Origin of the sequence: cf. Phormidesmis sp. LEGE 11477, from assembly GCF_015207105.1 — a bacterium.
In the GTDB taxonomy this organism is placed as follows: Bacteria; Cyanobacteriota; Cyanobacteriia; order Phormidesmidales; family Phormidesmidaceae; genus Phormidesmis.
Genome location: NZ_JADEXO010000102.1, coordinates 1 through 23,380 on the forward strand (window position 1 = coordinate 1; position 23,380 = coordinate 23,380).

The 23,380-nt window shown below is 50.5% G+C and carries 17 protein-coding genes and 1 pseudogene; 9 read left to right on the forward strand and 9 right to left on the reverse strand.

The window, feature by feature from the left end:
* The first annotated feature begins 151 nt into the window (after positions 1–151).
* The 6 genes from IQ256_RS22185 (at position 152) to IQ256_RS22210 (ending at position 5,469) form a co-directional block, all read left to right on the forward strand.
* The gene (locus IQ256_RS22185; RefSeq protein ID WP_193857877.1) at positions 152–1,432 is read left to right on the forward strand and encodes a competence/damage-inducible protein A; all 1,281 of its coding nucleotides are present in this window, start codon (positions 152–154) and stop codon (positions 1,430–1,432) included.
* A gap of 385 nt (positions 1,433–1,817) precedes the next feature.
* Positions 1,818–1,958 (forward strand): hypothetical protein, encoded by a 141-nt coding sequence (locus IQ256_RS22190; RefSeq protein ID WP_193857878.1) that lies wholly within the window; start codon positions 1,818–1,820, stop codon positions 1,956–1,958.
* 204 nt (positions 1,959–2,162) lie between these two features.
* Entirely contained in the window at positions 2,163–2,621 is a 459-nt protein-coding gene (gene aroQ, locus IQ256_RS22195; RefSeq protein ID WP_193857879.1) for a type II 3-dehydroquinate dehydratase, read from the forward strand.
* A gap of 76 nt (positions 2,622–2,697) precedes the next feature.
* The gene (locus IQ256_RS22200) at positions 2,698–3,303 is read left to right on the forward strand and encodes a tRNA-(ms[2]io[6]A)-hydroxylase (protein WP_193857880.1); all 606 of its coding nucleotides are present in this window, start codon (positions 2,698–2,700) and stop codon (positions 3,301–3,303) included.
* Positions 3,304–3,346: 43 nt separating this feature from the next.
* The gene (locus IQ256_RS22205) at positions 3,347–3,853 is read left to right on the forward strand and encodes a GNAT family N-acetyltransferase (RefSeq protein ID WP_193857881.1); all 507 of its coding nucleotides are present in this window, start codon (positions 3,347–3,349) and stop codon (positions 3,851–3,853) included.
* Between the two features lie 134 nt (positions 3,854–3,987).
* Complete coding sequence (locus IQ256_RS22210; RefSeq protein ID WP_193857882.1) at positions 3,988–5,469, forward strand: ATP-binding protein; 1,482 nt, start codon at positions 3,988–3,990, stop codon at positions 5,467–5,469.
* On the opposite strand, the gene IQ256_RS22215 is transcribed toward IQ256_RS22210, so the two are convergent.
* The gene (locus IQ256_RS22215; protein ID WP_193857883.1) at positions 5,445–7,796 is read right to left on the reverse strand and encodes an ATP-dependent helicase; all 2,352 of its coding nucleotides are present in this window, start codon (positions 7,794–7,796) and stop codon (positions 5,445–5,447) included. The genes IQ256_RS22210 and IQ256_RS22215 overlap by 25 nt on opposite strands.
* 111 nt (positions 7,797–7,907) lie before the next feature.
* Positions 7,908–9,539 carry an MFS transporter gene (locus IQ256_RS22220; protein ID WP_193857884.1) on the reverse strand — a complete coding sequence of 544 codons (1,632 nt, stop codon included), beginning with the start codon at positions 9,537–9,539 and terminating at the stop codon, positions 7,908–7,910.
* Between the two features lie 623 nt (positions 9,540–10,162).
* Here IQ256_RS22220 and IQ256_RS22225 point away from each other — a divergent pair.
* Positions 10,163–12,667 carry a CHAT domain-containing protein gene (locus tag IQ256_RS22225; RefSeq protein WP_193857885.1) on the forward strand — a complete coding sequence of 835 codons (2,505 nt, stop codon included), beginning with the start codon at positions 10,163–10,165 and terminating at the stop codon, positions 12,665–12,667.
* A 257-nt stretch (positions 12,668–12,924) separates the two neighbouring features.
* Here IQ256_RS22225 and IQ256_RS22230 read toward each other — a convergent pair whose 3' ends face one another.
* On the reverse strand, positions 12,925–13,101 hold the full coding sequence (locus IQ256_RS22230; RefSeq protein WP_193857886.1) for a hypothetical protein: 177 nt from the start codon (positions 13,099–13,101) through the stop codon (positions 12,925–12,927).
* A 257-nt stretch (positions 13,102–13,358) separates the two neighbouring features.
* Between IQ256_RS22230 and IQ256_RS22235 the strand changes: the two genes are divergently transcribed.
* Entirely contained in the window at positions 13,359–14,756 is a 1,398-nt protein-coding gene (locus IQ256_RS22235; protein ID WP_193857887.1) for an FAD-binding oxidoreductase, read from the forward strand.
* Positions 14,757–14,922: 166 nt separating this feature from the next.
* On the opposite strand, the gene IQ256_RS22240 is transcribed toward IQ256_RS22235, so the two are convergent.
* From IQ256_RS22240 to IQ256_RS22260, 5 genes are all read right to left on the reverse strand, one after another.
* Positions 14,923–15,483: a Uma2 family endonuclease gene (locus tag IQ256_RS22240; RefSeq protein ID WP_193857888.1), complete on the reverse strand. Its 561-nt coding sequence runs from the start codon at positions 15,481–15,483 to the stop codon at positions 14,923–14,925.
* Between the two features lie 56 nt (positions 15,484–15,539).
* Positions 15,540–16,610 (reverse strand): anthranilate phosphoribosyltransferase, encoded by a 1,071-nt coding sequence (trpD, locus tag IQ256_RS22245; protein WP_193857889.1) that lies wholly within the window; start codon positions 16,608–16,610, stop codon positions 15,540–15,542.
* Positions 16,611–16,784: 174 nt separating this feature from the next.
* Positions 16,785–18,635 carry an ABC transporter ATP-binding protein gene (locus IQ256_RS22250; RefSeq protein WP_193857890.1) on the reverse strand — a complete coding sequence of 617 codons (1,851 nt, stop codon included), beginning with the start codon at positions 18,633–18,635 and terminating at the stop codon, positions 16,785–16,787.
* Positions 18,636–18,821: 186 nt separating this feature from the next.
* Entirely contained in the window at positions 18,822–19,472 is a 651-nt protein-coding gene (gene hisG, locus IQ256_RS22255) for an ATP phosphoribosyltransferase (RefSeq protein WP_193857891.1), read from the reverse strand.
* Positions 19,473–20,175: 703 nt separating this feature from the next.
* Positions 20,176–21,429, reverse strand: a complete 1,254-nt coding sequence (locus tag IQ256_RS22260) for an aminotransferase class I/II-fold pyridoxal phosphate-dependent enzyme (RefSeq protein ID WP_370623521.1) — start codon at positions 21,427–21,429, stop codon at positions 20,176–20,178.
* Positions 21,430–21,670: 241 nt separating this feature from the next.
* Here IQ256_RS22260 and IQ256_RS22265 point away from each other — a divergent pair, with 241 nt between their 5' ends.
* Positions 21,671–22,504 carry a fatty acid desaturase gene (locus IQ256_RS22265; protein ID WP_193857892.1) on the forward strand — a complete coding sequence of 278 codons (834 nt, stop codon included), beginning with the start codon at positions 21,671–21,673 and terminating at the stop codon, positions 22,502–22,504.
* Positions 22,505–22,583: 79 nt separating this feature from the next.
* Here the strand turns inward: IQ256_RS22265 and IQ256_RS22270 are convergent.
* Positions 22,584–23,380: pseudogene (locus IQ256_RS22270) on the reverse strand (gamma-glutamyl-phosphate reductase); the annotation flags it as partial.

A 23,380-nucleotide genomic window follows, 5' to 3' on the forward strand; every position in this document is an offset into this window, starting at 1 on the left:
CCACGAAGCAAATCTTGTCTATCTTTCGGGACGGCAACAACACTCTAGCTTCTAAAGAAGCCCCCGCTATAACCGATCAGGTTTAGTGGTGGGAGTGCGTCACTATCGTCTTATCCAAAAGCTATGTCCTAGGCTGCCATTAATAGAAATCATGAACAAGAGCGCTGAGATTATTTGTGTGGGGACAGAGCTGCTGCTCGGCGATATTTTGAATAGTAATGTTCAGTATTTAGCTCAGCAGCTAGCCAGCTTAGGCATCGCTCATCACTATCAAACGGTAGTCGGCGATAATCCCACTCGGATTAAGCAGGCAGTCGCTATTGCCTGCGATCGCGCTCGTTTGATCATTCTTACAGGTGGCCTTGGCCCTACCCCAGACGATCTCACCCTAGCTTCTCTCGCTGATTTCTTTGACACTTCTTTAGTAGAACGGCCAGAAATCGTTGCCGTTCTAGAAGAAAAATTTGCCAGACGCGGACAGCCATTAACCAGCATGAGTCGGCGACAGGCTCTGCTACCAGAGGGCGCAGAAGAATTACCTAATCCTATAGGCTCTGCGCCGGGGGTCATTTGGTCACCTAGATCGGGGTTGACGATCATGACGTTTCCAGGTGTGCCCTGGGAAATGAAGGCGATGTGGCAGGCGAGCGCTGTTCCTTACTTACGCGCCAATGGCTGGGCAAACGGCGTTATCCATAGCCGAATCCTAAAGTTCTGGGGGATTGGCGAATCAACTTTGGCTCGGCAGGTAGAATCTTTTTTATCGGTAGAAAATCCAACGGTCGCCCCTTACGCGCTAGGCGGCAAGGTAACGCTACGAATTTCAGCGAGGGCCGAGTCAGTAACCGCTGCCACCCAACTGATTGATCCAGTCGCTATAAAGATCAAGGAAATTACCGGAACAGCTTGCTATGGCCAAGATGATCAGAGCCTAGCAGAGGTTGTCGGTGAGCTTTTGAAGGCGCGATCGCAAACCTTGAGTGTCGCTGAATCTTGTACTGGCGGCAGCCTGGGCGGATTGATTACTGCAATCCCAGGCAGCTCTAGCTACTTTTGGGGTGGGGTAATTTCCTACGACAACCAGGTTAAGCAGCAAATACTGGGTGTAGACAAAGCGGTCTTAGCTCGCTGCGGTGCGGTCAGCGCAGAAGTGGCTGCGGCGATGGCTGTCGGGGTGCGCGATCGCCTTGGCACTGATTGGGCACTCAGCATCACGGGCATTGCTGGGCCAGGCGGTGGCAGCGACGAAAAGCCAGTTGGCCTGGTTTACATTGGGCTGGCCTCAGCAGGCGGGACCAAGACAGAAAAGCACCTGTTTGGCCAAGAAGCATCGCGCGATCGCATTCGACAGCAAAGCGCATTGAGCGCATTGAATCTCATCAGATTGAGCCTATTGCGATCGCAGGAGGACACTGCTGGGGCTGGCTCATAGTATTCAGCCATAGGACAAAATAGAGGGTTTAACCTTCTCTTCATACGATCCCCAATGAGGCCGTTCTACATATGGCTATAGTGATATTCCCGAATCATATATCTAAAGAAATAGGGGAGATTATGTAAATTCCCCCGATGCTCTTCTTGATCATTGCTCAGGATTCGTTATCATAAGTACACAGATGAAGATGATCCCGCTATTGTTGGCCAACCATTTTCTTTGAAGATAGCTTTCTTCTTATAGGTGGCCTTGCACAACGATAGCTTTATCTTATAGAAAGGGTTCATGTTGATATCTGTTTTCCCGTATGCTACGTGACTTAGTCTGACCTAGGTTGCGAGCAGCAAAGTTGCTAAGAAGATGAGAGGGAGCAATCTAGCTCATGGACTATATCGATCAGGCACTTGACAAGCTCAGAGAGTGGGTAGACAAGGTTATGGATGCTTTGTTTGGCCCGCAAGCTCAGCCTGAGCATGAAGCGATCCCGATCCCTGTAGATGATCGTAGACCTAGACGCCGTTAGTCGGGGCTAGAGAGCAGATCAGCAGTAGACCAAAAGGCAAGTCGTAGCGCGAGCTAGAGGGGTTTGTACTAGCTCTCAGTGGGTTCTAAGCGGCTAGCTTTTCTCTGGTTAAGCTCCGATTCAGTGAATGGGTCTGACAAGTGACAGAACCTTATTCCTGAAGGGCTATATGCCAGTGCTCAACGTCCAGTGCTCAACGTTTCAATGTTGAAGATCTTGGTATTAAACGGTCCCAATTTGAACATGTTGGGAAAGCGAGAGCCAGAGATCTATGGTTCTCAGACTCTAGAAGACATTAACCGCGAGCTTAAGCAGATTGCTCAAGCGCTGGGTGTTGATTTAACCTTTTTTCAATCAAATCACGAAGGTGCCTTGGTGGACACGATTCAGAATGCTCTGAATGTTCACCAGGGCATTTTGATTAATCCGGGTGCCTATACCCATACCAGCGTGGCAATTCGAGATGCGATCGCCGCTGTCGCCTTACCTACGGTCGAAGTCCATCTCAGCAATATTCATCAGCGCGAAGCCTTCCGACATCACTCATATATTGCGCCAGTAGCGGTTGGCCAGATTAGTGGATTTGGCGCAGACAGCTATCGCTTAGGATTAGAGGGGCTCGTAAAGTCTCTACAAGAAAGGCCAGTAAAGGCAGGCCCATAAAGGTAGGCCAGTGAAGGCAGACCGGTAGAATAAGCTCTCGCTTCAATACTCACTTCGTTTCAACATTTGAGCTTCTATGGTTGTTGCTAGTTCGGTGCGCTCGAAAATCAAGTTCTTAAAAATACCTACTTCCCAGGCATGGCTCGATCAAGCGCTGGCCGATATGGATACTATTTTGCTAGACCATGCTCAGTGCGAGCGCAAGGCGGCAGGAACCGCAATTCAGATGATGTCGCGCTATCCATCGAGCCTAGAACTAGTACGAGAATTAACAGCGATCGCTCAAGAAGAACTCAGCCACTACGACCAGGTTAATAACTGGCTAGAAAAGCGCGGCGTTCCCTTACAGCCGGTTTCGCCACCGCCGTATGGAGCGGGTTTGAAAAAGTGCGTGCGTCGCCAAGAGCCAGATCGCATGTTAGATCTGCTATTAGTGTCCGCCTTGATTGAAGCTCGTAGCCATGAGCGGCTAGGACTTTTGGGTGAGCACTGCCCCGATTTGCAACTAGCAAAGTTTTATCGGTCTTTGATGGCGTCAGAAGCTAGACACTACGGCAGCTACTGGCTGCTCGCCACGACTTACTTTAATAGTGATCTGGTGAGTGAGCGGCTAGCTGAACTGGCTGAAGTGGAAAGTGAGATTCTAAGTACGCTGTACCCTGAGCCTCGGATCCATAGCTGACAGGATACATAGCTAACGGGATACCTCTGAGAAGATCAAGCGAATGGATGCGAAGTTTAAGGATTTTTGGATTCGAGACTGGGTAGCGGGCGATCGCGACGAAGCGGCCAACGTTGTCAGAACCGTGCTGACAGAATACGGTCTGGGTTGGGAAGTCAGCTGCGGTGGCTGTAGTGACCAAGATGCGGTTGAGGTCGAAAAGTACTATCAGCAGACGGGTGGAGAATTTTGGGTGGTGGAGCGCGATCGCACAATCGTCGGCACAGGTGGCTACTATCCAATCGAACGAGAGCCAATCGAACGAGAGCAAAAGGCCGTTGAGATTCGCAAGATGTACCTACTACCCGACGTTAGAGGGTATGGCCTTGGTCGTTTTTTACTATCGCAGCTAGAGCAGGCTGCGGCCAAAGCAGGCTTTCTAGAAGTTTGGGTAGAAACCGCTACCGCACTGAAAACAGCCGTTCGATTATACGAGAGAAATGGCTATCAACCAGAAAGCAGCGTAGATACTGAACGATGCGATAAAGCCTATCGGAAAAAGCTTTCATAGATCTCTTACAGCTATCGTTACCTGCTATCGGCGTCAGCAGGTCTAGCTGGTATGCACTTGCTTTCGTATCCTCTGGTGCTTCGTATTCTATGGTAGAAGAGAAATTGCCAGACCAAAGATAGAGGACTAGCTTTGTGAGTTTGATTAATGCCTCTCCCACCAAGAACTTCTTCGTGGATATGCTCACTAGAGACATCGACCTAAAAGATGCCATCTTGGACCTGTTAGATAACTGTATAGACGGCATTCAACGGACAACGAGGGGAAGAGAACTGACAGAGAGGCCCTATGAGGGCTTCTGGGCAAATATTGAACTGTCTGATACTGCTTTTTTAATTGAGGACAACTGTGGTGGCATTCCGCTAGAAGTGGCCGAGCGCTACGCTTTTCGGATGGGCAAGCCCAAGGGAATTGATGACGATGACGACATCTTTACTATCGGCACCTATGGCATTGGGATGAAGCGGGCCATTTTCAAGATGGGGCGTTCTGCAGAGATATTTTCTCAGACTGATGGAGAGGCGTTTAAGGTGCTAATTCAGCCAGACTGGCTGATCAGTGACGATAGCTGGGATCTGCCAGTAGAAACAATTGATCGCACTGATGATGAGGCAGGCACCTCAGTTGAGATTTTAGAACTGCGTGACGAGGCTGCTAGACAGCTAGGGTCCAAATCTTTTCAGGACGATTTAGCTAGCGAGATTGAGGGGCTCTACAGCTACATCTTGACCAAGGGGTTTGAGATAGTAGTCAACGGTGAGCAGATTGAGCCCAGGTCAATAATGCTGCAATGGGAAGGGCTCAACAAAGTGAAGAATCGTGACAAAGAGGCGATCGCACCCTACCTCTATGAAGCCACCCGAGAAGATGTTGAGATCAAACTGGCCGTTGGCCTGCGCCGAAAGCTGCCAACCGCCCAAGAAGTCGATAGAGCCTCTGAACGCAAACGGGCCAAAAGAGACGATGCTGGCTGGACAATTGTCTGTAACGATCGCGTCGTTGTCGCTAACGACAAAACCATTTTGACGGGCTGGGGGGAAACGGGCATTCCTCGCTATCATCCTCAGTTCATTTCCATTTCGGGCATTGTAGAATTCAAAAGCAAGGACGCCAGACAGCTGCCAATCACCACCACAAAGCGAGGCATCGATGCCTCTTCTGAGCTATATCTGTATGTCAAAGAGCGCATGCGAGAAGGCTTAAGACTGTTTACTTCGCATACCAACAAGTGGAAGCAGGTAACTAAGGCTAAGAAAGCGGCTGAGAACGCAGAGCAGTCTCAGGAAAAGCCGAAAAGAAGCCGCACCAAACTAGAGACGCCAGCGGCGATGTTTGATCAGGTGAAGGCTATTGACGAGCGTTCGGCGACAGCTAACACGCCAAAAGTTTGGAAATCGGTGAAGTCCGATCAGTTTGAGGTAGAGCGGCGATATATCCCGAATCTGCCTTCACCGCCTGTGGTAGATCAGGCTAAACGGATCAGTTTTTCTAAGCCGTTAGAAGACATTCAAACAGTAGGGGAATTTCTGCTAGGCGACCCGGACTGTTCTCCTTCGGCAGTAGGCGAAGCCTGTTTTCAAACGGTATTAGATCAAGCGACGGCAGAGGAGGTCTGAGCTAGAGCGGTAATTACCGGGCTCATTTCCGCCTCCTGTAAGTTGCCAGGCTTGCTCCAGGTGAACGGCGCTTGTTTGGCGGCTGATATCCACAGCAGCTTTTTGGCCCGAGTCATGGCGACGTAGAGCAGGCGAAATTCTTCGGCCCGCTTTAGGTTAGTGGCCTGCTGCCAAGCGTCTTCGAGGTTGGGAATCGGCGCAGGCTTGCGATCGCGCGTATAGACAGCGTGGGTGTAGGCACGCAGCTGAGCGCGAGCAACTTCATCGAGAGAAAATTTACCCAGAAACTGGATCTGCGGCGGCACCCAAGAGTCACCCGGAAGATTGCGTTTGTGAAGGAAAGGGAGGCAGACGATATCCCAGTCCAACCCTTTAGCTTTGTGCATGGTCATAATCGTGAGCCGACCGGGCTGAGCGTACTGTAGTTCGCTATTCTCAGCTTCGATAGCACGAAATCTTTCGCTAGTAAGGAGTTCTTGTAGCGCGCCTAGCATGGCACTCAGCGTGCTGTCTTCGAGGGTTTGCTGGGCAATGCGGGCAGCGAGTTTGTCGGCGGTGGCTAGCTCGCTTTGGTTGTATTTCAAGGTGAGGCCAAGGAAAGGAATCAGATGATAAGCAGGGAGTTCGAGTCTGGCGCGGATGAGGGCGGCGCAGTAGCGACGAGCCTGATGGGCGGCAGTATCGGTAGGTGGCTGATCTAGCGGGCCTGGATAGAGAAATTGCTCTGGATAAGTGGCCAGAGGATTCAGATCTTGAGTGGGAATTAGCTGCCGAGAGACGAGGACGCGCAGGGCCGCTTTAATATTGTCTGGCGAGTGAGGCCGCTCGATGAACTGCAGTAGCGTGAGCATTTCTCTAGGAACGTGGTTCTGGCGATCGCGCTCCCCCACATCATAGATTTCGATTCCTGTCGCGCCAAAGTCAAACCCTAGCCGCTCTGGATCTTCTAAAATTTCGCGAATGAACTTTCCCTGCCGACTTTCTCGCACCAAGACGGCCATACTTAGCTGACTATTTTCCTGATAGGCCGCGCCAATCCGTTTAGCCAACTGCTGCACACTTTTGACGACCGTCTGCGGTCTGACAACCTCGACACCACCGCCAATCGGCGCAGGATTGGCATGAGGCTGCGGATCGTTGGGGCCCACAGGAAGGATGGCCTGGCTGCGAAATGGATTACTAGGGCTGTGGCGGTTGACCCACTCAAGCACGAAGTTGGCGGCGGACATGATGCGATCGCAGCTTCGCCCCGCCTGTTCAATCGTTGCTAGCTTCCCGTCCGCCTCGCCTTGAGCACAAGCATCACAAAACTGATTAAAAAAGACCGGATCGGCGGGCGTGAATGTTGAATTAATCGCCTGATTTGGATCGCCTACCCGTACTAGATTCAAAGGCTTAGTCGGATCTTCTGGATCGCCTGCTAGCACTTCTAGTAGCTGCGTTTGCAGCGGCGAGGAATCTTGAGCCTCGTCTTCAAAAATGGCAAACACACGGCTCTGCCACAGCTTACGAATATCCGGCTCTGTCAGTGTCTTTAGCGCCGCTAGGATCATATCGTCGTAATCAATCAGGCCCTGCGTAGAAAGCAGCGTCTGATAGTGGGCGTAGAGGCCAGCCGCCATCACCACAACGGCATAGTCAACGGCATCTCCTTCAACCCTGACTGTCATCCCCTGGGCGATCTCCATGAGCGCCTCCGGCAGCAGTCCTGAACTTTTCGCCTCGTGAATAACGGTGTAGGCCAGTGTGGGTAAAACTTCGGTGCGGAGTACAGTGAGTCGTCTGAGCCGTTCCGCTTCTTCACCGTCAAAGCCCTGGCCTTCGATCAGCTGCTGATACATCAGCGGATTTTCCTCTATCCATTGCTCAACAGCCAACCGAATCAGCCGATGGCTTTGAGTCGGAGAAACTAGCGTGGTGCCCTCTGAATCTAGACTAGAAAGGTTGATACCAGAGATTTCTGGGTGACGGGTAGCCACGTTTAGCGCCAATCCATGTAGCGTATGGACGACAAAGCTGTTTTGCGGTAAATGAAGATCTCTAAGATGCTGGCGGACTTTTGCCTTGAGGCTAGCAGCAGCAGAGCGAGTGAAGGTGACTAGAACCAGTTGCTTGCGAGCGTGAAGCTGATGATGAGCGATCGCAATTGCCGCGCCTGCGGCCATGCCAGTTGATTTTCCCGAGCCCGGCACTGCCGAAACCGCTAGTGGACCCGATCGCCATTGAGCCAACGCCCTTTGGCCAGGTCGTAGACTGTTCGTCAACGCTTGGATTTGATCCTCTCTTTCTGCTTGGATCTCAGCGGGATTAGGCGGCGCAGCAACCATAGATTGAGAGGGTACAAATGAACGTCTGGGTAGACATGCAAATTGTAGTGGCAAATCGCAGTGGATTCCTAGAGTACCAAACGAGACAGTAGGAGCTGGCAAGTGATGTAGCTAACACTGGATACCTTCATATGCTGGCTGACCATTTTGCTCTTTTATGACCAGAGTTTCCCTGCCAGAAAGTACGTGGAGCAAAGTAGCGAACGCCATACTCAGCGGTTTGGGTAGTTTTCTTTGAACCAGCTGCCTAATTGAAAGCGAGCGGGTCTCTTGGACAAAGCACAGCGGTATTAGGCTAGCAAACCGCATCAGCGCTGAGATCACAAAAATTGCTGGCAAACCAAAGCTGGGTAGTTCTGCCAGCACGCTGCCAACCGTAACGCCTAGCGCGCCAGTAATGCCGATGACAGCCGCTGCGATCGCAAAGTAGCTAGACTGCTTAGCCCTAGGCGCGAGCTCTAGTTGGATATTAGATAAACACAGATCTAGCGCGGCGACTGTTCCCCCTTGCAAGCTGTGTAGCAGCGGTAGGAGCAGCCATAGGGACAGACTGCTGCTGTCTGTGTAGAGCCAAAGCAGCGGCAAAACGGCCATCAGCAGACCGTTTAGCATCAGCACCGGACGATTGCCAATTCGATCGGCCAGGCGGCCCCACAGCATAATCGTCAGCAAAAATGCGCCATAGACTAGGCCGCCGTAGAGAGTGACCCACTGTACGTCGATGCTCAAGCTACTGAGTAAATAGAAGTTGAAAAAAGGCGCACTCAGGTTCAGCCCGAACGTCCAGAGGCCAAGGAAAAGTAACAGCGTCAGGAAATTGCGATCACAAAATATGCCAGCCGCTGCTAATGGCTTGTTACTTTGGCTCTGGGCGCTGTCGTCTGTCGGCTTGCCCGCCGATTCAGATAGCTGATGAGTATCTGCTTCTAGCCGATGGGTATCTGCTTCCACCTGCGGATTCACATCACGCATCCAAAACTGAAAGCACAAACTGCCCAGTCCTATCAGCACCGCCATGATTAGCACAATGCCATAGCCTTCAATTTCGCCACCTCGCCAGCTAGAAACCAGCCAGCCACCGATTGGAATTGTCAGCAGCGCTGCCAAACTAGAGAGCGATCGCCGCAAGCTAAAGTACCGTCCCCGCAGCCGAGTCGGCACCAAGACTGCCATCCAGCTCATCCAAGACGCACAGCCAATAGAATCTAAGACATTGCTGAGTGTCAATACAGCCATCGTCAGCAGCGTCAACCCATGGGCGTCTATTCGACCGTGAGTGAATGCGAAAATACCCGCCGCTGGCAGCAGCCACAGCGCCCTAGACAGGCCATAGATCCAAAAACAGTAGAGATGGCGGCTTGTCGTTTTTTCCGAGAAATATGCGCCCAAGGGTTGCAACAGATGCGCCACCATTGGAATAGAACTCAGCAGACCCACTTCAAACGCACCTGCCCCTAAGCCCAGCAGAAAATTGCCAATCAAAACGCCTCTGACAATATTCTCAAAGACTGCAGAAAAAGTGCCATCTAGCGTCGAGGCTTTTAGACTTCGTTTGATGTCTGATTTGGGGAGGCGATCCTCACCGCCTAATGCCGAGCAGGTAGATAGCGATCGCCTAGAGCCTACAACTTCCGCAGAGGGAAAACCCACAGCCTTCGATCTATCCGCAGGCTGCGCTTCCGGTGAAGAAGACGCTTGAGAAGGAGCAGTATATGCAGCGATCGCAGCTTGTACGGATGACATACGCAATCGTCATCAGAAGATGAGTAAGAAATCAGTAGGTTAAGACCAGAACATAAACTTATGTATCTCTTCACAAAGCTTAAATCAGTCCTGTCAAGCTTTGTAAGCTCCTATCCACAAATGTTTCTCGAAGACTATGAATCGTTTTTTAATCCTTAGATCTACCTGACTTTTGGTTGGCAGCAATTAACTAGGCATGGTGTTGACAAATCAACCTAACGCTTGATCGATTGAAAAACTGGGTTGGCATTAGCTTATAAGCCATCCTTGAATTAAGTAGTCTTTGAATAGTCAATGCTTCAAACATGGCCGCCTTGTATAAAATATCCGTGCTGTTCTGCTCTACTTTGCACCTACCGATACAGCCGCCCACTGATAATGCCTAAAATGAAGGTTGACGCCTAGAACGAAGGCATATTGATAGAACATTGGCAAAGATGTTGGGCGGCGGCAGTTGCTAGATGCATTCTCAAAAAGGCTGCGTCTACGACAGCCGTGAGTCACTGGGCTCACTGATACACGAAGCGTCGGGCCAACCGTACTGTGCCTCTGCCATGTGACCAACCCTATAGTCATATGACCAACCCTATAGTGTCAGGTAGTGTCAGGGAATAAGAGTAGCTGTGATTCAGGAATTTGGACTATCCATTACTGCCGTAGGTGACGATCAATACTGGGTACGCACCGAAAATGTTGCTAAGGGCGTACCACTAGCCGAAGAAAGAATGGAATGGCCAGTAGCAGATTGGATAGAGCAGACTAAGTCGCTGATGCACGACCCGCTATTGGGTTTGCTCAAAGGGCAGCAGACCCGCGTAGCTGCTGCTCATGCCGACGAGGTGCCGCCTGCCGAAGCAGATGCGAACCTCACAACCCTAGTCCAGCTTGGACAGACACTTCATAACGAACTTTTCAAAGGTCAGCTTCATGACAGTTGGGGCATCGCTCAAGGCGTAGCCCAAAATCGCCAGGATTTACTGCGTCTACGCATCGGCATTAAAGACAGCCAACTTCAGCAGCTCCCTTGGGAAGCACTACATGCAGGCACCAGACCTTTAGCGACTGGCACTGATGTTATTTTTTCGCGCTACATTCTCAACCGTCGCCAGCTAAATTCCGCCGTGTCGGTTCAGCTTAGCGCTGCGACTCAGGTATTGCGGATTTTGATGGTCATCGCCGCACCTGGTGACCAAGAGCGTTTAGAGCTTAAACAGGAAGCTCATCACCTTCAAACGGAGCTTCATCCCCAGATTGTTGAGGCTAATGATTCGACCGTAGACATTCAGCTAAAGGTATTAGAGCAGCCCGGAAGAGCAGAACTGACTCAGGAGCTAGAGCGAGGCAGCTACCAGGTTCTGCACTATGCAGGCCATAGCAACCTAGGCAACGCTGGGGGTGATCTCTATCTGGTCAGCCGTCAGACCGGTTTGACCGAACGACTAAGCGGTGAAGATCTAGCTGGTTTGCTCGTCAATAACGGCGTCAAGCTGGCAGTCTTTAACTCTTGCAGAGGAGGCTATAGCCCTGGCTCTGAAGGCGGTTGGCAAGAGCGAAATCTAGCTCAGGCGCTGATCAATCGTGGCATGCCAGCCGTCATTGCAATGACCGAGCGCATTCCTGACCATGTAGCTATCACCTTTACTCAGCTGCTGTATCGCAACCTAAAAAAAGGTCAGGCTCTCGACTTGAGTTTGAATCGCACTCGGCAAGGACTGATTTCTGCCTACGGATCTCACCAGTTTTATTGGGTGCTGCCCACTCTCTACATGCATCCTTTGTTTGACGGCTACCTGGTCAAGACAAAGGCCAATGTAGAAAATACTAATTTGCTCGATGCAGCTGACGATCCTTTTGAAGATATGTTTGCCGAATCAAGTTTGGCAAAGCAGGATCGACTTAGGTCCAAAGCTCCACAGGCTTCGCCGAGGACTTCGGCGACTGAGGGGGCGATCGCCCTGCGTTCCAATTCCTCTGGCTCTAATTTTTCTGGCTCTAATTTTTCTGGCTCTAATTTTTCTGAGCCTACAGATGAGAGCAATTTCTCAGGCGTAAAAGCTCAAGAGAACGCGACCGATCGATTAGAGACTTTGCCAGATGAAGCGGCGACGAGAGCAAGTTCCACATCTGCATCAGCGCCTTCTTCATCAGCATCTTCATCAGCATCTTCATCAGCTAGGTACGAAGGAACATATGATGACTCGTCCGTGCTGGCAAACGGCAAAAAGCCAGCTGGCTTCTATGGTGAATCAGAAACCGACTCCTTGATAACGGCTTCTCGCCATTCGGCAACTGGCTTACCCGAGCTAGTCGGTGAGCGACACACCCGCAGCCATACGCTGCACACAAAAATTTTGACGCTGCCTGGGGCAATGGCGATCGCACTGGTGGCGCTATTCGGTTTGACAGCAGTCACCTGGCTACAAAGCGATCCAGAGAGAACAGCAACCGTCGAGAGCGTTGGCGAATCAAACCTACTAGCTCGAATAGACAATGGTCTAGCTCAAGATGATTTAGATGAGGTGACCATCGCCATGCAGTCTCTCATCAATGAAGGGCGATTTTCTGAGGCAATCGCAGCACTTCTGCCAGCCAGCGAAGCGCAGCTAGAGGATGCTGTAATTGCTCTTTTAAGAGGACGAGCACACTGGGGACTAGTCAAGCAAAATGACAGCGACCACAGGCCCGAAGATGCTATGCGAGCTTGGCAGACTGCTTTAGAAAGTGAAGCGGATTGGATGGAAGTCTTTATGGCTTTAGGCTTTGCTCAATATGCTTTGGGTCGTGAGCAGCCAGCACTAGAATCCTGGCAACAGGCAGTTAGATTTGCAGACAGACAAGCGACGGACACAGGTGCCTATTTTTCCGATGAAACCTTTGGTGAGTATGCGCTTAATGCCTATGCTGGTATTGCGATCGCGTCGCTATCACTTTCAGAAGCAGAAACCGATGCCGCTGAGAAAGAGCAGCTATTAGCACAAGCCGTATCCGCCTACCAACGGGTCATCAGCCAGGCACCTGCTGACTTCAATGCGAATACGCTAGGGGCAAACTGGCTGTGGCTAGAAGATGCAATCATCGATTGGGAAGATACCAAAGCTATCCTTAGCCAAACTATTCAGATTGAATAATCTCACGACGCCAATTCTTCTTGCGCTCTGTAGTAGTCGGCGACTGCTGACATGCTCGCGACAGGCTAGCGCCTAAACCAGCGCGTTAATTAGCCTGAAACGATCGATCAGCAGTCGCTGATACAGTGGGCTCGGCAGCCATCGCTGTATCGTTGTAGCGGCGGCGGATCTATAAATCGAAAAGCGTTGCAGATCGAAAAGCGCTGCGACCTAGATGAGCCGCAGCGCTTTTCTGTCATTATCTGGAGTTACAGCCTTTACATCGTTCGACCTTCAGGCACATACGACGTGATCCAGCAGCGTTCAATATGGCGCAGCTTGCTCTGTCTCCAGAACTTTTGAGGATTTACAATAACTGTGTAGTCGGCTTGGCCAATAGGTTGACTCAGATATTCCCAGATCGGGAACTTGGCATTGGGGTTGGCAGGTGTCATGGCAGATTTAAGAAGAAGCGTATTTTTAGAAAGTGCGAAATACTGTGAGGCTGTCGCGATCGCTCACGTACTTATAATTGGCAATTCACGCTTGCTTTTCACTCCGTACAACTACTTCACTTGATGTTCTAAGGGCGGTCCGTTGTCTCACTTAGACTATGTTTTGAGCTGCCAAAGTAATACTCAGTAGATTGATTCAATACTGAACTGACGATTCTTCAAACCGGCACAATGCCTCTCTAACTCTGGAGCTTTCTATGACAGCGCCCAATTCTTCTCAAGCGAATTTTACAAAAGCGACTACCCCATCAGTTAACTGGCAGCAGTTCGCCCAATCGCTCAGTCCTATCGAGACTTTGCTAGATCCCAATCAAATCGACAAACTATCGAAAGACTACTACTACTTCAGCCCAATTTTGACCGAGCAACTAGAGAACAAGGTTGGCGATTTGGTAGTGCGGCCCAAAAATGAGGCTGAGGTACTAGCGGTAGCCAAAGCCTGCGTAGAGGCCAAAGTGCCCCTGACGATACGCGGTGCAGGTACTGGTAACTACGGTCAGGCAATTCCACTAGCAGGCGGTGTCATTCTCGATATGAGCGCAATGAACGCTGTGAAGTGGGTAAAGCCGGGCCACGCCTGCGTAGAACCTGGTACCAAGCTTGCGGCGATCGATCGAGTTACCCGCCCGCAGGGCTGGGAAATTCGGATGACACCTTCGACCTATCGAACGGCGACGATTGGCGGATTTGTCGGGGGCGGCAGCGGCGGAATTGGCTCGGTGATGTATGGCCAGCTAGCAGATCGCGGCAGCATACAGGCTGTGCGAGTAGTCACCATGGAAGATTCGCCACGGGTGATTGAGCTACGCGGCGATGCGGTTTATCAGGTGAGTCATGCCTATGGCACCAACGGCATCATCACCGAACTTGAGATTCCGCTCGGCCCAGCCTATCCCTGGGCCGAAGTGATTGTTACGTTTGATCAGTTCATCACTGCTGCTAGTTTCGGTCAGGCGCTAGGGGATGCTGACGGCATTATCAAGAAGCTGATTAGTATTCACGCCTGGCCGATTCCGAGCTATTTCAACGCACTCACAGACTATTTGCCAGAGGGAAAAGCGGCGGCACTGCTGATTGTTTCAGAGGCCGACTTAGAAGCTTTGAAGGCGCTGTCAAAAGAGTGGGGCGGGGCGATTACCTATGAAAAGGATGCCAAAGCCACAAGGAAGGGGGCAGCCATTGCAGAGTTTACTTGGAACCATACAACGCTTCACGCTCGTAACGTGGATAAGACGTTGACTTATCTTCAAACCGTGTTTCCTTATGATCCAGATCTAAAGCTGGTGCAGCATATGCACGAGCACTTTGGTGATGAGGTGATCATGCATTTGGAGTATTTGCGATCGCAGGGCAAAATTGTTCCGGCTGCGCTTCAGCTAGTTCGCTATACCACCCCAGAACGCCTAGCCGAAATCATTCACTACCACGAGCAAAAGGGCGCATTTATTGCCAATCCTCATACCTATGTACTCGAAGACGGCGGACGTAAAACTATTGACGAAAATCAGCTGAAATTCAAAGAGAAAGTTGATCCCTACGGACTACTTAATCCTGGCAAAATGCGCGGCTGGCTAGAGCAACACGCCATTCAATAACACACACAACTCAATCACTATTCAGTAGCTGTATCGATTGGAGGGGTACCGAACCCCACCGCTCATCTTTGTAATCTATGTCGATACTCGATGTAATTTTGATGACTCAAACATAGAAGACTCGACGCTGCTAGAGACAAGGCCAGCAGCTATTAATCTAGCAGCACTAAGACAGCAGCTCATCGACCCCAATGCTGAAACCTGGAAGTAAAATCTGCGTCTTCACAAGTTCGTGGAACCTGAAGGTTTGCTCACTTTCGGCAGTAATTACTACTATTCGTTGGTTGGTTGGAAGAACTAACCAAACTTCTTCGCCACCGGACGCCAAATATTCGTCGGCTTTCCTATAGACGCTTTCCGCATAGTCGAAAGGAGAGACGATTTCTGCACTCAGTGGAAAGCTCTGTGGCAAACTTTTGGTTGCGCCATATCGTTCTAGCAAGTCCTGAGTCAGATAAGACACATCAGGCTTTCGTCCTTGCTGGCCGGTATTGCAAGGTGCCTCTGTATAAACCTCGCCGCCCAACTTTTGCTTTGCTTGATGAACAGCCCATGCTGTACTCAACCTTCGTTGAACTTTGCTATGAGTCAGCGTCATACCATCCTTCTCAATTAGCTGATTCTCTACCCACTCTGTTCCTTCTATCGGGTTTTCTAACCATGCCTTTAAAGAACTAGGGGAAGGGTTGGACGGCTGAATAGCTGGTCTTTGGACGGCTGTAACCATGTCTGTCTTACCACCGATTGATATCTCTGATATTGATTCTATCTCTGATATCGATTTCAGCTTTTTAGAAAGGTGACAAGCTGCTCTAGCTTTTCCCAAGCCGCGCCGCTCTTGATAATTTCTTGCGCTTGACTCACGCCATGGACGCAGGCTGCCTCAAAGGTTTCACCTTTAGCTAAGCCGCCTACTTTCAAGGCCAAAGCCGCATTCAAAGCGACAGCATCTGTCTGCGCCTGCGTCCCCTTACCCTGAAGCACGTTACGCAAGATAGCAGTGTTCTCTTCTAGCTCTCCCCCTTTGAGCGCTGATAGAGGCGCAGGCGTTAACCCTAGTGATTCAGGGTTCAAAACTTCCTGAGAGATGGTGCCGCTGCTAATCACTGAAACATCTGTCGGTTTGCCTAAGCCCGCTTCGTCTAGAGTTTCTCGACCGTGAAGAACCATTGCCTGCTGAGTGCCTAGCTGCCTTAGCGCTTCTGCCATCGGCTCAATGACTGAAGGGTGATAGACGCCGATAATTTGGCCGGTGGGTCGCAGCGGATTAACCAGGGGTCCTAGCAGATTAAAAACGGTGCGGACTTTTAGCTCACCGCGTAAGGGGGCCACGGCCTTCATCGCCGGGTGCCAACCCCTAGCAAACAGAAAAGTAACGCCGACTTCTTTGAGCGCCGCTTTTGATTTCTCACTGGGCGCGTCGAGATCTACGCCTAGACCTTCGAGCACATCTGCCGATCCGACTTTACTAGAAGCTGAGCGATTGCCGTGTTTGGCTACAGGAATGCCTGCTGCTGCGGCGACGAAAGTGACCGCAGTAGAAATATTGAAGGTGGCAGAGCCGTCGCCACCAGTGCCGCAGGTATCGATGCGAGGAGTCGGCAGGTCTGGATCTACCAGCATGCCGCCAAGAGACTGGCCCTGTAGGACGCGGGCCATGCCTGCAAGCTCGTCTCCAGTGACGCCCTTGCTTTGAATAGCGGCGAGGATAGCGCTAGAAAGAACAGGCGAAAGAGTCTCGGATAGCCAGCTATCCATCAGCGCTTCGGCTTGGGCCTGGGTGAGCGATCGCTTTTCAATCAGCTGCTGTAATAGCTGCGGACCGTTGAACTCAACGTGCTTTGTCGTGACCATGGGGATGAGGGCTAGAGTTAGGGGTTGTCATGTGTTTGAGGCGCGTCTTAGATTATCGGCTGTTAGGTTCTGTTCCTCAAGCTATCTCGCCAGCCGCTCCTGCTTTCTCACTCTACTCCTGCTTTCTCACTCTATGAGCTGGCTGATTAGGGAATGGTTTCTACTGAGCTAATACTACTGACCTAGCATCTGCAATTTGTACAGGCTGGCGTAAAGGCCATCCTGTTTCAATAGTTCGTCATGACTACCCTGCTCAACTAGCTGGCCTTGCTTTAGTACTAGAATGCGGTCCACGTTGCGAATGGTAGAAAGACGGTGGGCGATGATGATGGCAGTGCGATTCTCTAGAAGTTTGTCTAAAGCCGCCTGGATGGTTGCTTCGGTGCCCACGTCTAGATTGGCAGTCGCTTCGTCTAGAACGAGGATGCCAGGATTACGAATGGCAGCGCGGGCGAAGGCAAGTAGCTGCTTTTGTCCGCCAGATAGGTTGGTGCCGCGTTCGCGCAAAGCGGTGCCGTAGCCCTGCGGCAGCGCCTCAATGAAGGTCGCGACGTTGGTTTGTTCGGCGGCGCGCTGTACCTGCTCAAAGCTGTAATCTTCGCCCAGGGTGATGTTGCGGGTGACGTCGCCAGAAAATAGGAAGCCATCTTGGAGAATGATAGCCATGCGATCGCGCAAATCCTGCTGAGCAATTTCTCGAATGTCTACGCCATCTAATAAGATCTGTCCGTCGCTCACTTCATACAGCCGACAGAGCAGGCGAATAATCGAACTCTTACCCGCGCCAGTGGGTCCAACTAAGGCAACTTTCTCGCCGGGCCGAATCGTAAAGTCAAGATTTTTGAGCACATAGTCGTCTGCTTTGTAGCCGAAAGAAACGTTCTTAAATCGAATTTCACCCGGAATTACAACGTCGCTATCCTTCAGCGTCTGAGCCGGCAGCTCTACTGGGTTTTTGGCATCGCGGATGGCAATTGGTTCGCTCATCAAGTCGTTCAGGCGTTCAACGGCGGTCAGCCCTGCCTGAATGGCTGTGAATTTGTCAGCAAACTGGCGAAGCGGATTGAATAGCCTTTGGGCAAATAGAATGAAGGTAGTGAGAATGCCAATCTCAATGACGTTGCCAGTGACGAGATAGCCGCCGAGAGCAAGGACACCTGCGATCGCAGCTAAAGCCACCCATTCCAAAGTTGCTGACACGGCTGAATCATAAAAGATCGTTGTATCGACTGCGCCGACATAGCGCTGGTTGATGGTGCGAAACAATTCGCTGTTGAAACGTTCGCGTCGAAACAGTTGCACCACGTTGATACCGCTGATATTCTCCTGCAAATTGGAATTGAGCGCTGAGAGTTCTTCGCGCGCGATATAGTTCGCTTTGCGGTACTGCTGCTGAAAATAAATAATTAGCGTAGTGATAGGCAACAGCATGATGATCAGCATGAGACCTAGCCGCCATTCTTGCTGCAGCATTGCGCCCATCAGCACCAAAATCAAAAATAGATCGCTGATGATGCCGATTGCGCCAGTCGAAAAGACATCGCCAAGCGCATTGACATCGCTAGTAAGCCGAGTAATCAGGCGGCCTACGGGCGTACGATCAAAAAAGCCCATCGACAAATCAGTGACATGCTTGAACAAATCGCGGCGAATAGAAGCGGTGATATTTTGACCCACTTTCTGAATCTGATAGCTTTGCCAGCCGTCTAGAGGGAGGCGAACTGTAATCGCCACTAGCAGCCCAACAATAATCCAATTTAGCCCTGTTCGCAGGCTCATTGTCGTTAGAACGTTCCAAGCCCTGTCCTCTTGTTTAATTAGCGAAATTGCCTGACCGATTAGTATTGGTTGAACCGCCTGTGCCAAAGACAGCGGCACGAGTAGCAGCATCGGCAATATCAGCTGAGACCGATGCTGCTGGATATATGGCAGCAGTCGTAAAAATAGCCGCCAGTCGCTTTTGATACTGCGACTTTTTCCGTGCTCAGCATCTAGATTTGACTTGTTTTTGGAAGCCGACGTCATGAAAGATTCTCAAAAGAGGTTGAAGGAATGGCTGAAATGACTAAATTGCACCGAACGCAACTGAAGCGATCACAACTGAAATGGTCGCCACTGAAGCGATCGCACTAAAGCCGTACATAGAATATGAATCTCGATCGAAGCGCCAGACTAAAATGCTAGAAAAATGCCAGATTAGAGCATCAGCACTCAAGCTGTAGTGCTGGTCATAGCGGCTGCTTGTACTTGCTCGATCAAAGTAGTAAGACCGTCCTGGTTTAAACGGTAGCTCAAAGGATGAGCGATCAGCCTGGCCGTGCTGTGATAGAGGATCTCTAGTTCAGTCAGGTTGTTCTCTTTAAGCGTACGCCCTGTCGATACCAAATCAACGATGGCCTCTGACATCCCTGTAATCGGGCCTAGTTCAACTGAGCCAGAGAGCGGCACAATCTCTACCGCCAAATCCAAAGACTGAAAATACTGACGAGCGCTATTGACAAATGTAGACGCCACCCTACAGTGAGGCGGTAAATCCACTGCCGACTGATAGCCACTGTCAGCAGAAACAGCTACAGATAGATGGCAACCCCCAAAGCCCAAATCTGCAATCTGCGCGACTCGGGGCTGCCGTTCTCTTAGCACGTCATAACCGACAATACCTATTTGCGCCTGCCCGTACTCGACATACACCGGAACATCTTTTGCCCTTACCAGCAGTCCTCTCGCCTGACCACTACTGTCCATTAGCTGAAGCTGCCGAGTCCCAGTTTCTAGAAATCCGCTGAAATCTAAACCTGCGGCTTTTAATAGGCGAATACTCTCTTTTAGAAGAGAGCCTTTTGGTAGAGCAACTGTGATCATAGATGGGCAAACAATAAAATTGGATGGGAGGCAGCACGGTCTATAGACGCTACTCCATATTAGGGGCTACAGCTAGCCGCCAAGATCCTGACAGTATGAATCTGAATTTCATATCGTTTGGGCTTGATACGTTAAGCAAAATTGATATGGATGTAACAAAAGGTGTACGTAAACAGCATTGGTGAGATCGATCACATCCAATCGTCAGTCATCTGCGTATACATGTAGATAGAGTTCCTGAAACATCGATTGATCATCTGCATGCAAGTCGACGCAGCAATCCAAAGCAAATGAGATTATTGAATCTAGCGGTGGTGTTCTTCATCAGTCGATAGAGTCAGCTCAGCTTTGTATTCTTGATGCGTGCAGATGGTCAAACACACTTCACCCACTATCTTTATCCAGTACCTTTACCGTTCATCACTTGCTAGCAAGTCAGGTTGAGAGAGCTGAGCTTCTATTGCTTCTCTAGCATTTTTCTAGCATCGAGCCTTTTGGTAGTATCAGCAATAAATTATTGAGAATAAGTTGCTCTTTTTTTGAAGGTTGGTCTTTTAGACCAGCCTCCTTTTGTATAGTTCTGCAGAAATCTGCGCCTATAACAATCCGCCCCCAGCTTAAGCCATATCAAGACGCGGTAGTCCTTGTCGCACACAGCGCTGAGTGCTTGGATGTAGTAGCTGTCAGTTCAAATTGCTCTTGTTTAGCAAGCGGCAGGTCCAACGGCAGCAGCGGCGGCTTCTATCGCGATCGCCACATGCGTCCAGTGTGTGCCGCCTTGGCAGTAGACTACATAGGGCTCTCGCAAAGGTCCATCTGCTGATAGCTCAGACGTGCTGCCATCTATAAAAGACCCGCCTGCCATCACGAGTTGATCATCATACCCTGGCATCGCAGACGGCACAGGGCTAACATACGACTCAATCGGAGAGTGCTTTTGGATAGCTTGGCAAAAGTCGATTAGTTTTTGTTTTGTCCCTAACTTAATAGCCTGAATCACTTCGCGCTGTAGTGCCGAAGCGGGCGGGCTGACTTCGTAGCCTAGTGATGCAAACGTCTTTGCAATTAGGTAGTTGCCTTTCATCGCTTCGCCTACCATTTGCGGTGCCAGAAACAGCCCTTGATACATCAGACGGCCTTCCCCCAGTGTGGCCCCACCGCTGAGGCCAATGCCTGGCGCTGTCAACCGGCAGGCTGCCGCCTCTACGAGATCGGCCCTACCTGCAATGTATCCGCCTGTTGTGGCAATGGTGCCGCCTGGATTTTTGATCAGTGAGCCGGCCATCAGATCTGCGCCAACCTCGGTGGGCTCTTGAGAGTCAGTAAATTCTCCGTAGCAGTTGTCTACAAAACAAATTGTATTAATGTTTTGTTGCTTAACTAAATGTATAATTTTGTTAATATTGTGAATGCTAAGGCTAGGACGCCAGCTATAGCCACAAGAGCGCTGAATTAAGACAAGTTTAGTTTTTTCACTAATTGAGGAAGCGATCCTGTCAAAATCTATTTCACCCGCTTGTGTCAGCGACAGTTCCTGGTAGCAGATGCCAAATTCTTTAAGAGATCCTTGACCGCTCCCCCTGGTGCCAATCACTTCTTCTAAAGTGTCGTATGGAGCTCCTGCGATCGCAAGCATTTCATCCCCTGGCCTTAAGGCACCAAACAAAGCACAGGCAATGGCATGGGTACCGGAGACAAACTGTATTCTCACTGCTGCTGCTTCAGCGCCTACTATCTGAGCAAACACCCGATCGAGGGTATCTCTACCCAAATCATCATGGCCATAGCCTGACACGCTAGCAAAGTGATGAGTTCCTACTCGGTTTGCTCTGAAGGCCGCTAACACCTTCGTTAGATTTCGCTTGACCTGAGTGTCGATTTTGTAGAATGCTTGCAGCGAGGAGGGCTCCGATTGCAGCGTTAGTAGCTCTGAGGTAAGTAATTGTGAGTCGTCCAAGGGATTCAGTCCAAATGATTCATCTATGTTGTTCCAAACAGCTCTTAGAGAAAACCAAACCGGTAGATAAAACCAAACTTACCTGCTCAGTAACTTGACTATCGTGACTTTGGCTATCTAAGGTTTTGGCCGTTTAGGCTCACAAGGCCATAGTGATTCCCATAGTGATTCATAGTTCAGGTCACCAGTTCAGGTCGCCTTGAAAGTGTTTGAGCCCCAACTTTTTGCATTGAGATTCTAAATGACTATTGCACGCTCGTCTGACCGTCCTCTCAACTGGCCCATCATCCTATTTATGGTGGCCATCCATTTTGGCGCTTTGTTTGCGCTGCTGCCATCCAACTTCAGCTGGAGCGCGATTGGCATGGCTTTCATACTCTACTTTATTACTGGATGCCTCGGAATCACTTTAGGATGGCATCGACTCATCTCCCATCGCAGTTTTCGGGTGCCTCAGTGGCTAGAGTACTTCTTTCTCTTTTGCGGCTCGCTTTCTTGCCAAAGCGGTGCGATTGAGTGGATCGGGTTACATCGTCACCACCATGCTTTTTCTGATCAAGAAGCTGATCATCACAATTCTGGTCGCGGTTTTTGGTGGAGCCATATGGGTTGGCTGCTGCATGATGTTCCCGCCAAGTCTGAGATTCGCAAGTTTACGAAGGATATCAATACGGACCCAGTCTACATTCTGATCGATAAGTATTTCTTAGTTCTACAGATTGCTCTGGGCGCACTGCTTTATGCTTTGGGTGGTTGGCCTTTCGTCGTCTGGGGCATCTTCGTCCGTTTGGTCGTGGTCTATCATTTCACCTGGTTTGTCAACAGCGCGACTCATAAGTTTGGCTACCGCACTTATGACTCTGGCGATCGCTCGACCAATTGCTGGTGGGTGGCGCTTTGTACATTTGGTGAAGGCTGGCACAACAATCACCACGCCTACCAATACTCTGCTCGGCATGGTCTTCAGTGGTGGGAAATCGATGTGACCTGGATGATTATCCGTGGTCTTCAGTCAGTTGGGTTGGCGGACAAAGTCAAACTGGTTAAACAAGAAGCCAATTTGGTTAAGCAGTAGGTCAGCTCAGAAGCCCCCCTCGCCGCAGGTCAGAGCTTCTGCTTGAGACTTCTGCGTACCAAAGCCTATAACTGGGACGCTAGCTAGATTCACCTGGAAAAATCCGCTGGTGCGCTCTCATTAGGTTCATCCCAATGAGACCGCTAGCTGTGCCCTTTCTATTGGAGATGCCAAGGGCTATTTCGCCAGGATGTTCGGCGTTGCGAATAAATTGGGGTGAAGTGTTGATATACAGCGCTGTACTGCGGCACCGATTACTGAACAGACGGCTGTCGGAATAGTCAGTGGTAGCGATACTATCGGCATGGCCACTGCTGTGCTGATTAATCCAACGGATGGCCTCGTCTGTATGTTTGACCTGGTGAAAGGCTATAGTCCTTTCAAGGTAAGCGGATTCCCATTCCGACGGTTCAGCAATAGACAAATGGTAGGTCTGGGCGATCGCCATGTCGGCTTTGAGTTCAAATCCTTCTTCTCGTAATCGGCTCCACAGCCGAGTTAGCGTTGTGGCGCTATGCGACTCGTGGAAGACTACTTTTTCGATGCGGTTGATCGCATCTGGCGTGCCCTGATAGCTGCTGACAATCATGTGATAGACCTGATCAACGGCTCCGCTTGCCGACCAGTACAGGTAGCAGTTGCCCATCCTAGAAGGCACTACTGGAATGGTTGCACTCTCAACGACTTGTTCAACTAAGCGAGGGCGACCGTGAGGAATGATCAGGTCAATACCTGAGCACCGGGCTATCTCTAGGCGAGAGACGTCTGTATGTTCGACTAAAAGAATCAGCGTTTCAGGCAGACCCACTTCAGTCAGGCTGTTTTGTAAGAGACGGGCAATTATTTGATTGGTGCGGCTAGCCTCGCCGCTGCCTC

What these genes read in the sequence shown, in the direction of transcription:
- IQ256_RS22185 (WP_193857877.1), top strand. Translation starts at nt 152, where the DNA reads ATGAACAAGAGCGCTGAGATTATTTGTGTGGGGACAGAGCTGCTGCTC.
- IQ256_RS22230 (WP_193857886.1), bottom strand. Translation starts at nt 13,101, where the DNA reads ATGACACCTGCCAACCCCAATGCCAAGTTCCCGATCTGGGAATATCTG.
- hisG (WP_193857891.1), bottom strand. Translation starts at nt 19,472, where the DNA reads ATGATCACAGTTGCTCTACCAAAAGGCTCTCTTCTAAAAGAGAGTATT.
- IQ256_RS22205 (WP_193857881.1), top strand. Translation starts at nt 3,347, where the DNA reads ATGGATGCGAAGTTTAAGGATTTTTGGATTCGAGACTGGGTAGCGGGC.
- IQ256_RS22220 (WP_193857884.1), bottom strand. Translation starts at nt 9,539, where the DNA reads ATGTCATCCGTACAAGCTGCGATCGCTGCATATACTGCTCCTTCTCAA.
- IQ256_RS22200 (WP_193857880.1), top strand. Translation starts at nt 2,698, where the DNA reads ATGGTTGTTGCTAGTTCGGTGCGCTCGAAAATCAAGTTCTTAAAAATA.
- IQ256_RS22235 (WP_193857887.1), top strand. Translation starts at nt 13,359, where the DNA reads ATGACAGCGCCCAATTCTTCTCAAGCGAATTTTACAAAAGCGACTACC.
- trpD (WP_193857889.1), bottom strand. Translation starts at nt 16,610, where the DNA reads ATGGTCACGACAAAGCACGTTGAGTTCAACGGTCCGCAGCTATTACAG.
- IQ256_RS22265 (WP_193857892.1), top strand. Translation starts at nt 21,671, where the DNA reads ATGACTATTGCACGCTCGTCTGACCGTCCTCTCAACTGGCCCATCATC.
- aroQ (WP_193857879.1), top strand. Translation starts at nt 2,163, where the DNA reads ATGTTGAAGATCTTGGTATTAAACGGTCCCAATTTGAACATGTTGGGA.
- IQ256_RS22190 (WP_193857878.1), top strand. Translation starts at nt 1,818, where the DNA reads ATGGACTATATCGATCAGGCACTTGACAAGCTCAGAGAGTGGGTAGAC.
- IQ256_RS22215 (WP_193857883.1), bottom strand. Translation starts at nt 7,796, where the DNA reads ATGGTTGCTGCGCCGCCTAATCCCGCTGAGATCCAAGCAGAAAGAGAG.
- IQ256_RS22250 (WP_193857890.1), bottom strand. Translation starts at nt 18,635, where the DNA reads ATGACGTCGGCTTCCAAAAACAAGTCAAATCTAGATGCTGAGCACGGA.
- IQ256_RS22240 (WP_193857888.1), bottom strand. Translation starts at nt 15,483, where the DNA reads ATGGTTACAGCCGTCCAAAGACCAGCTATTCAGCCGTCCAACCCTTCC.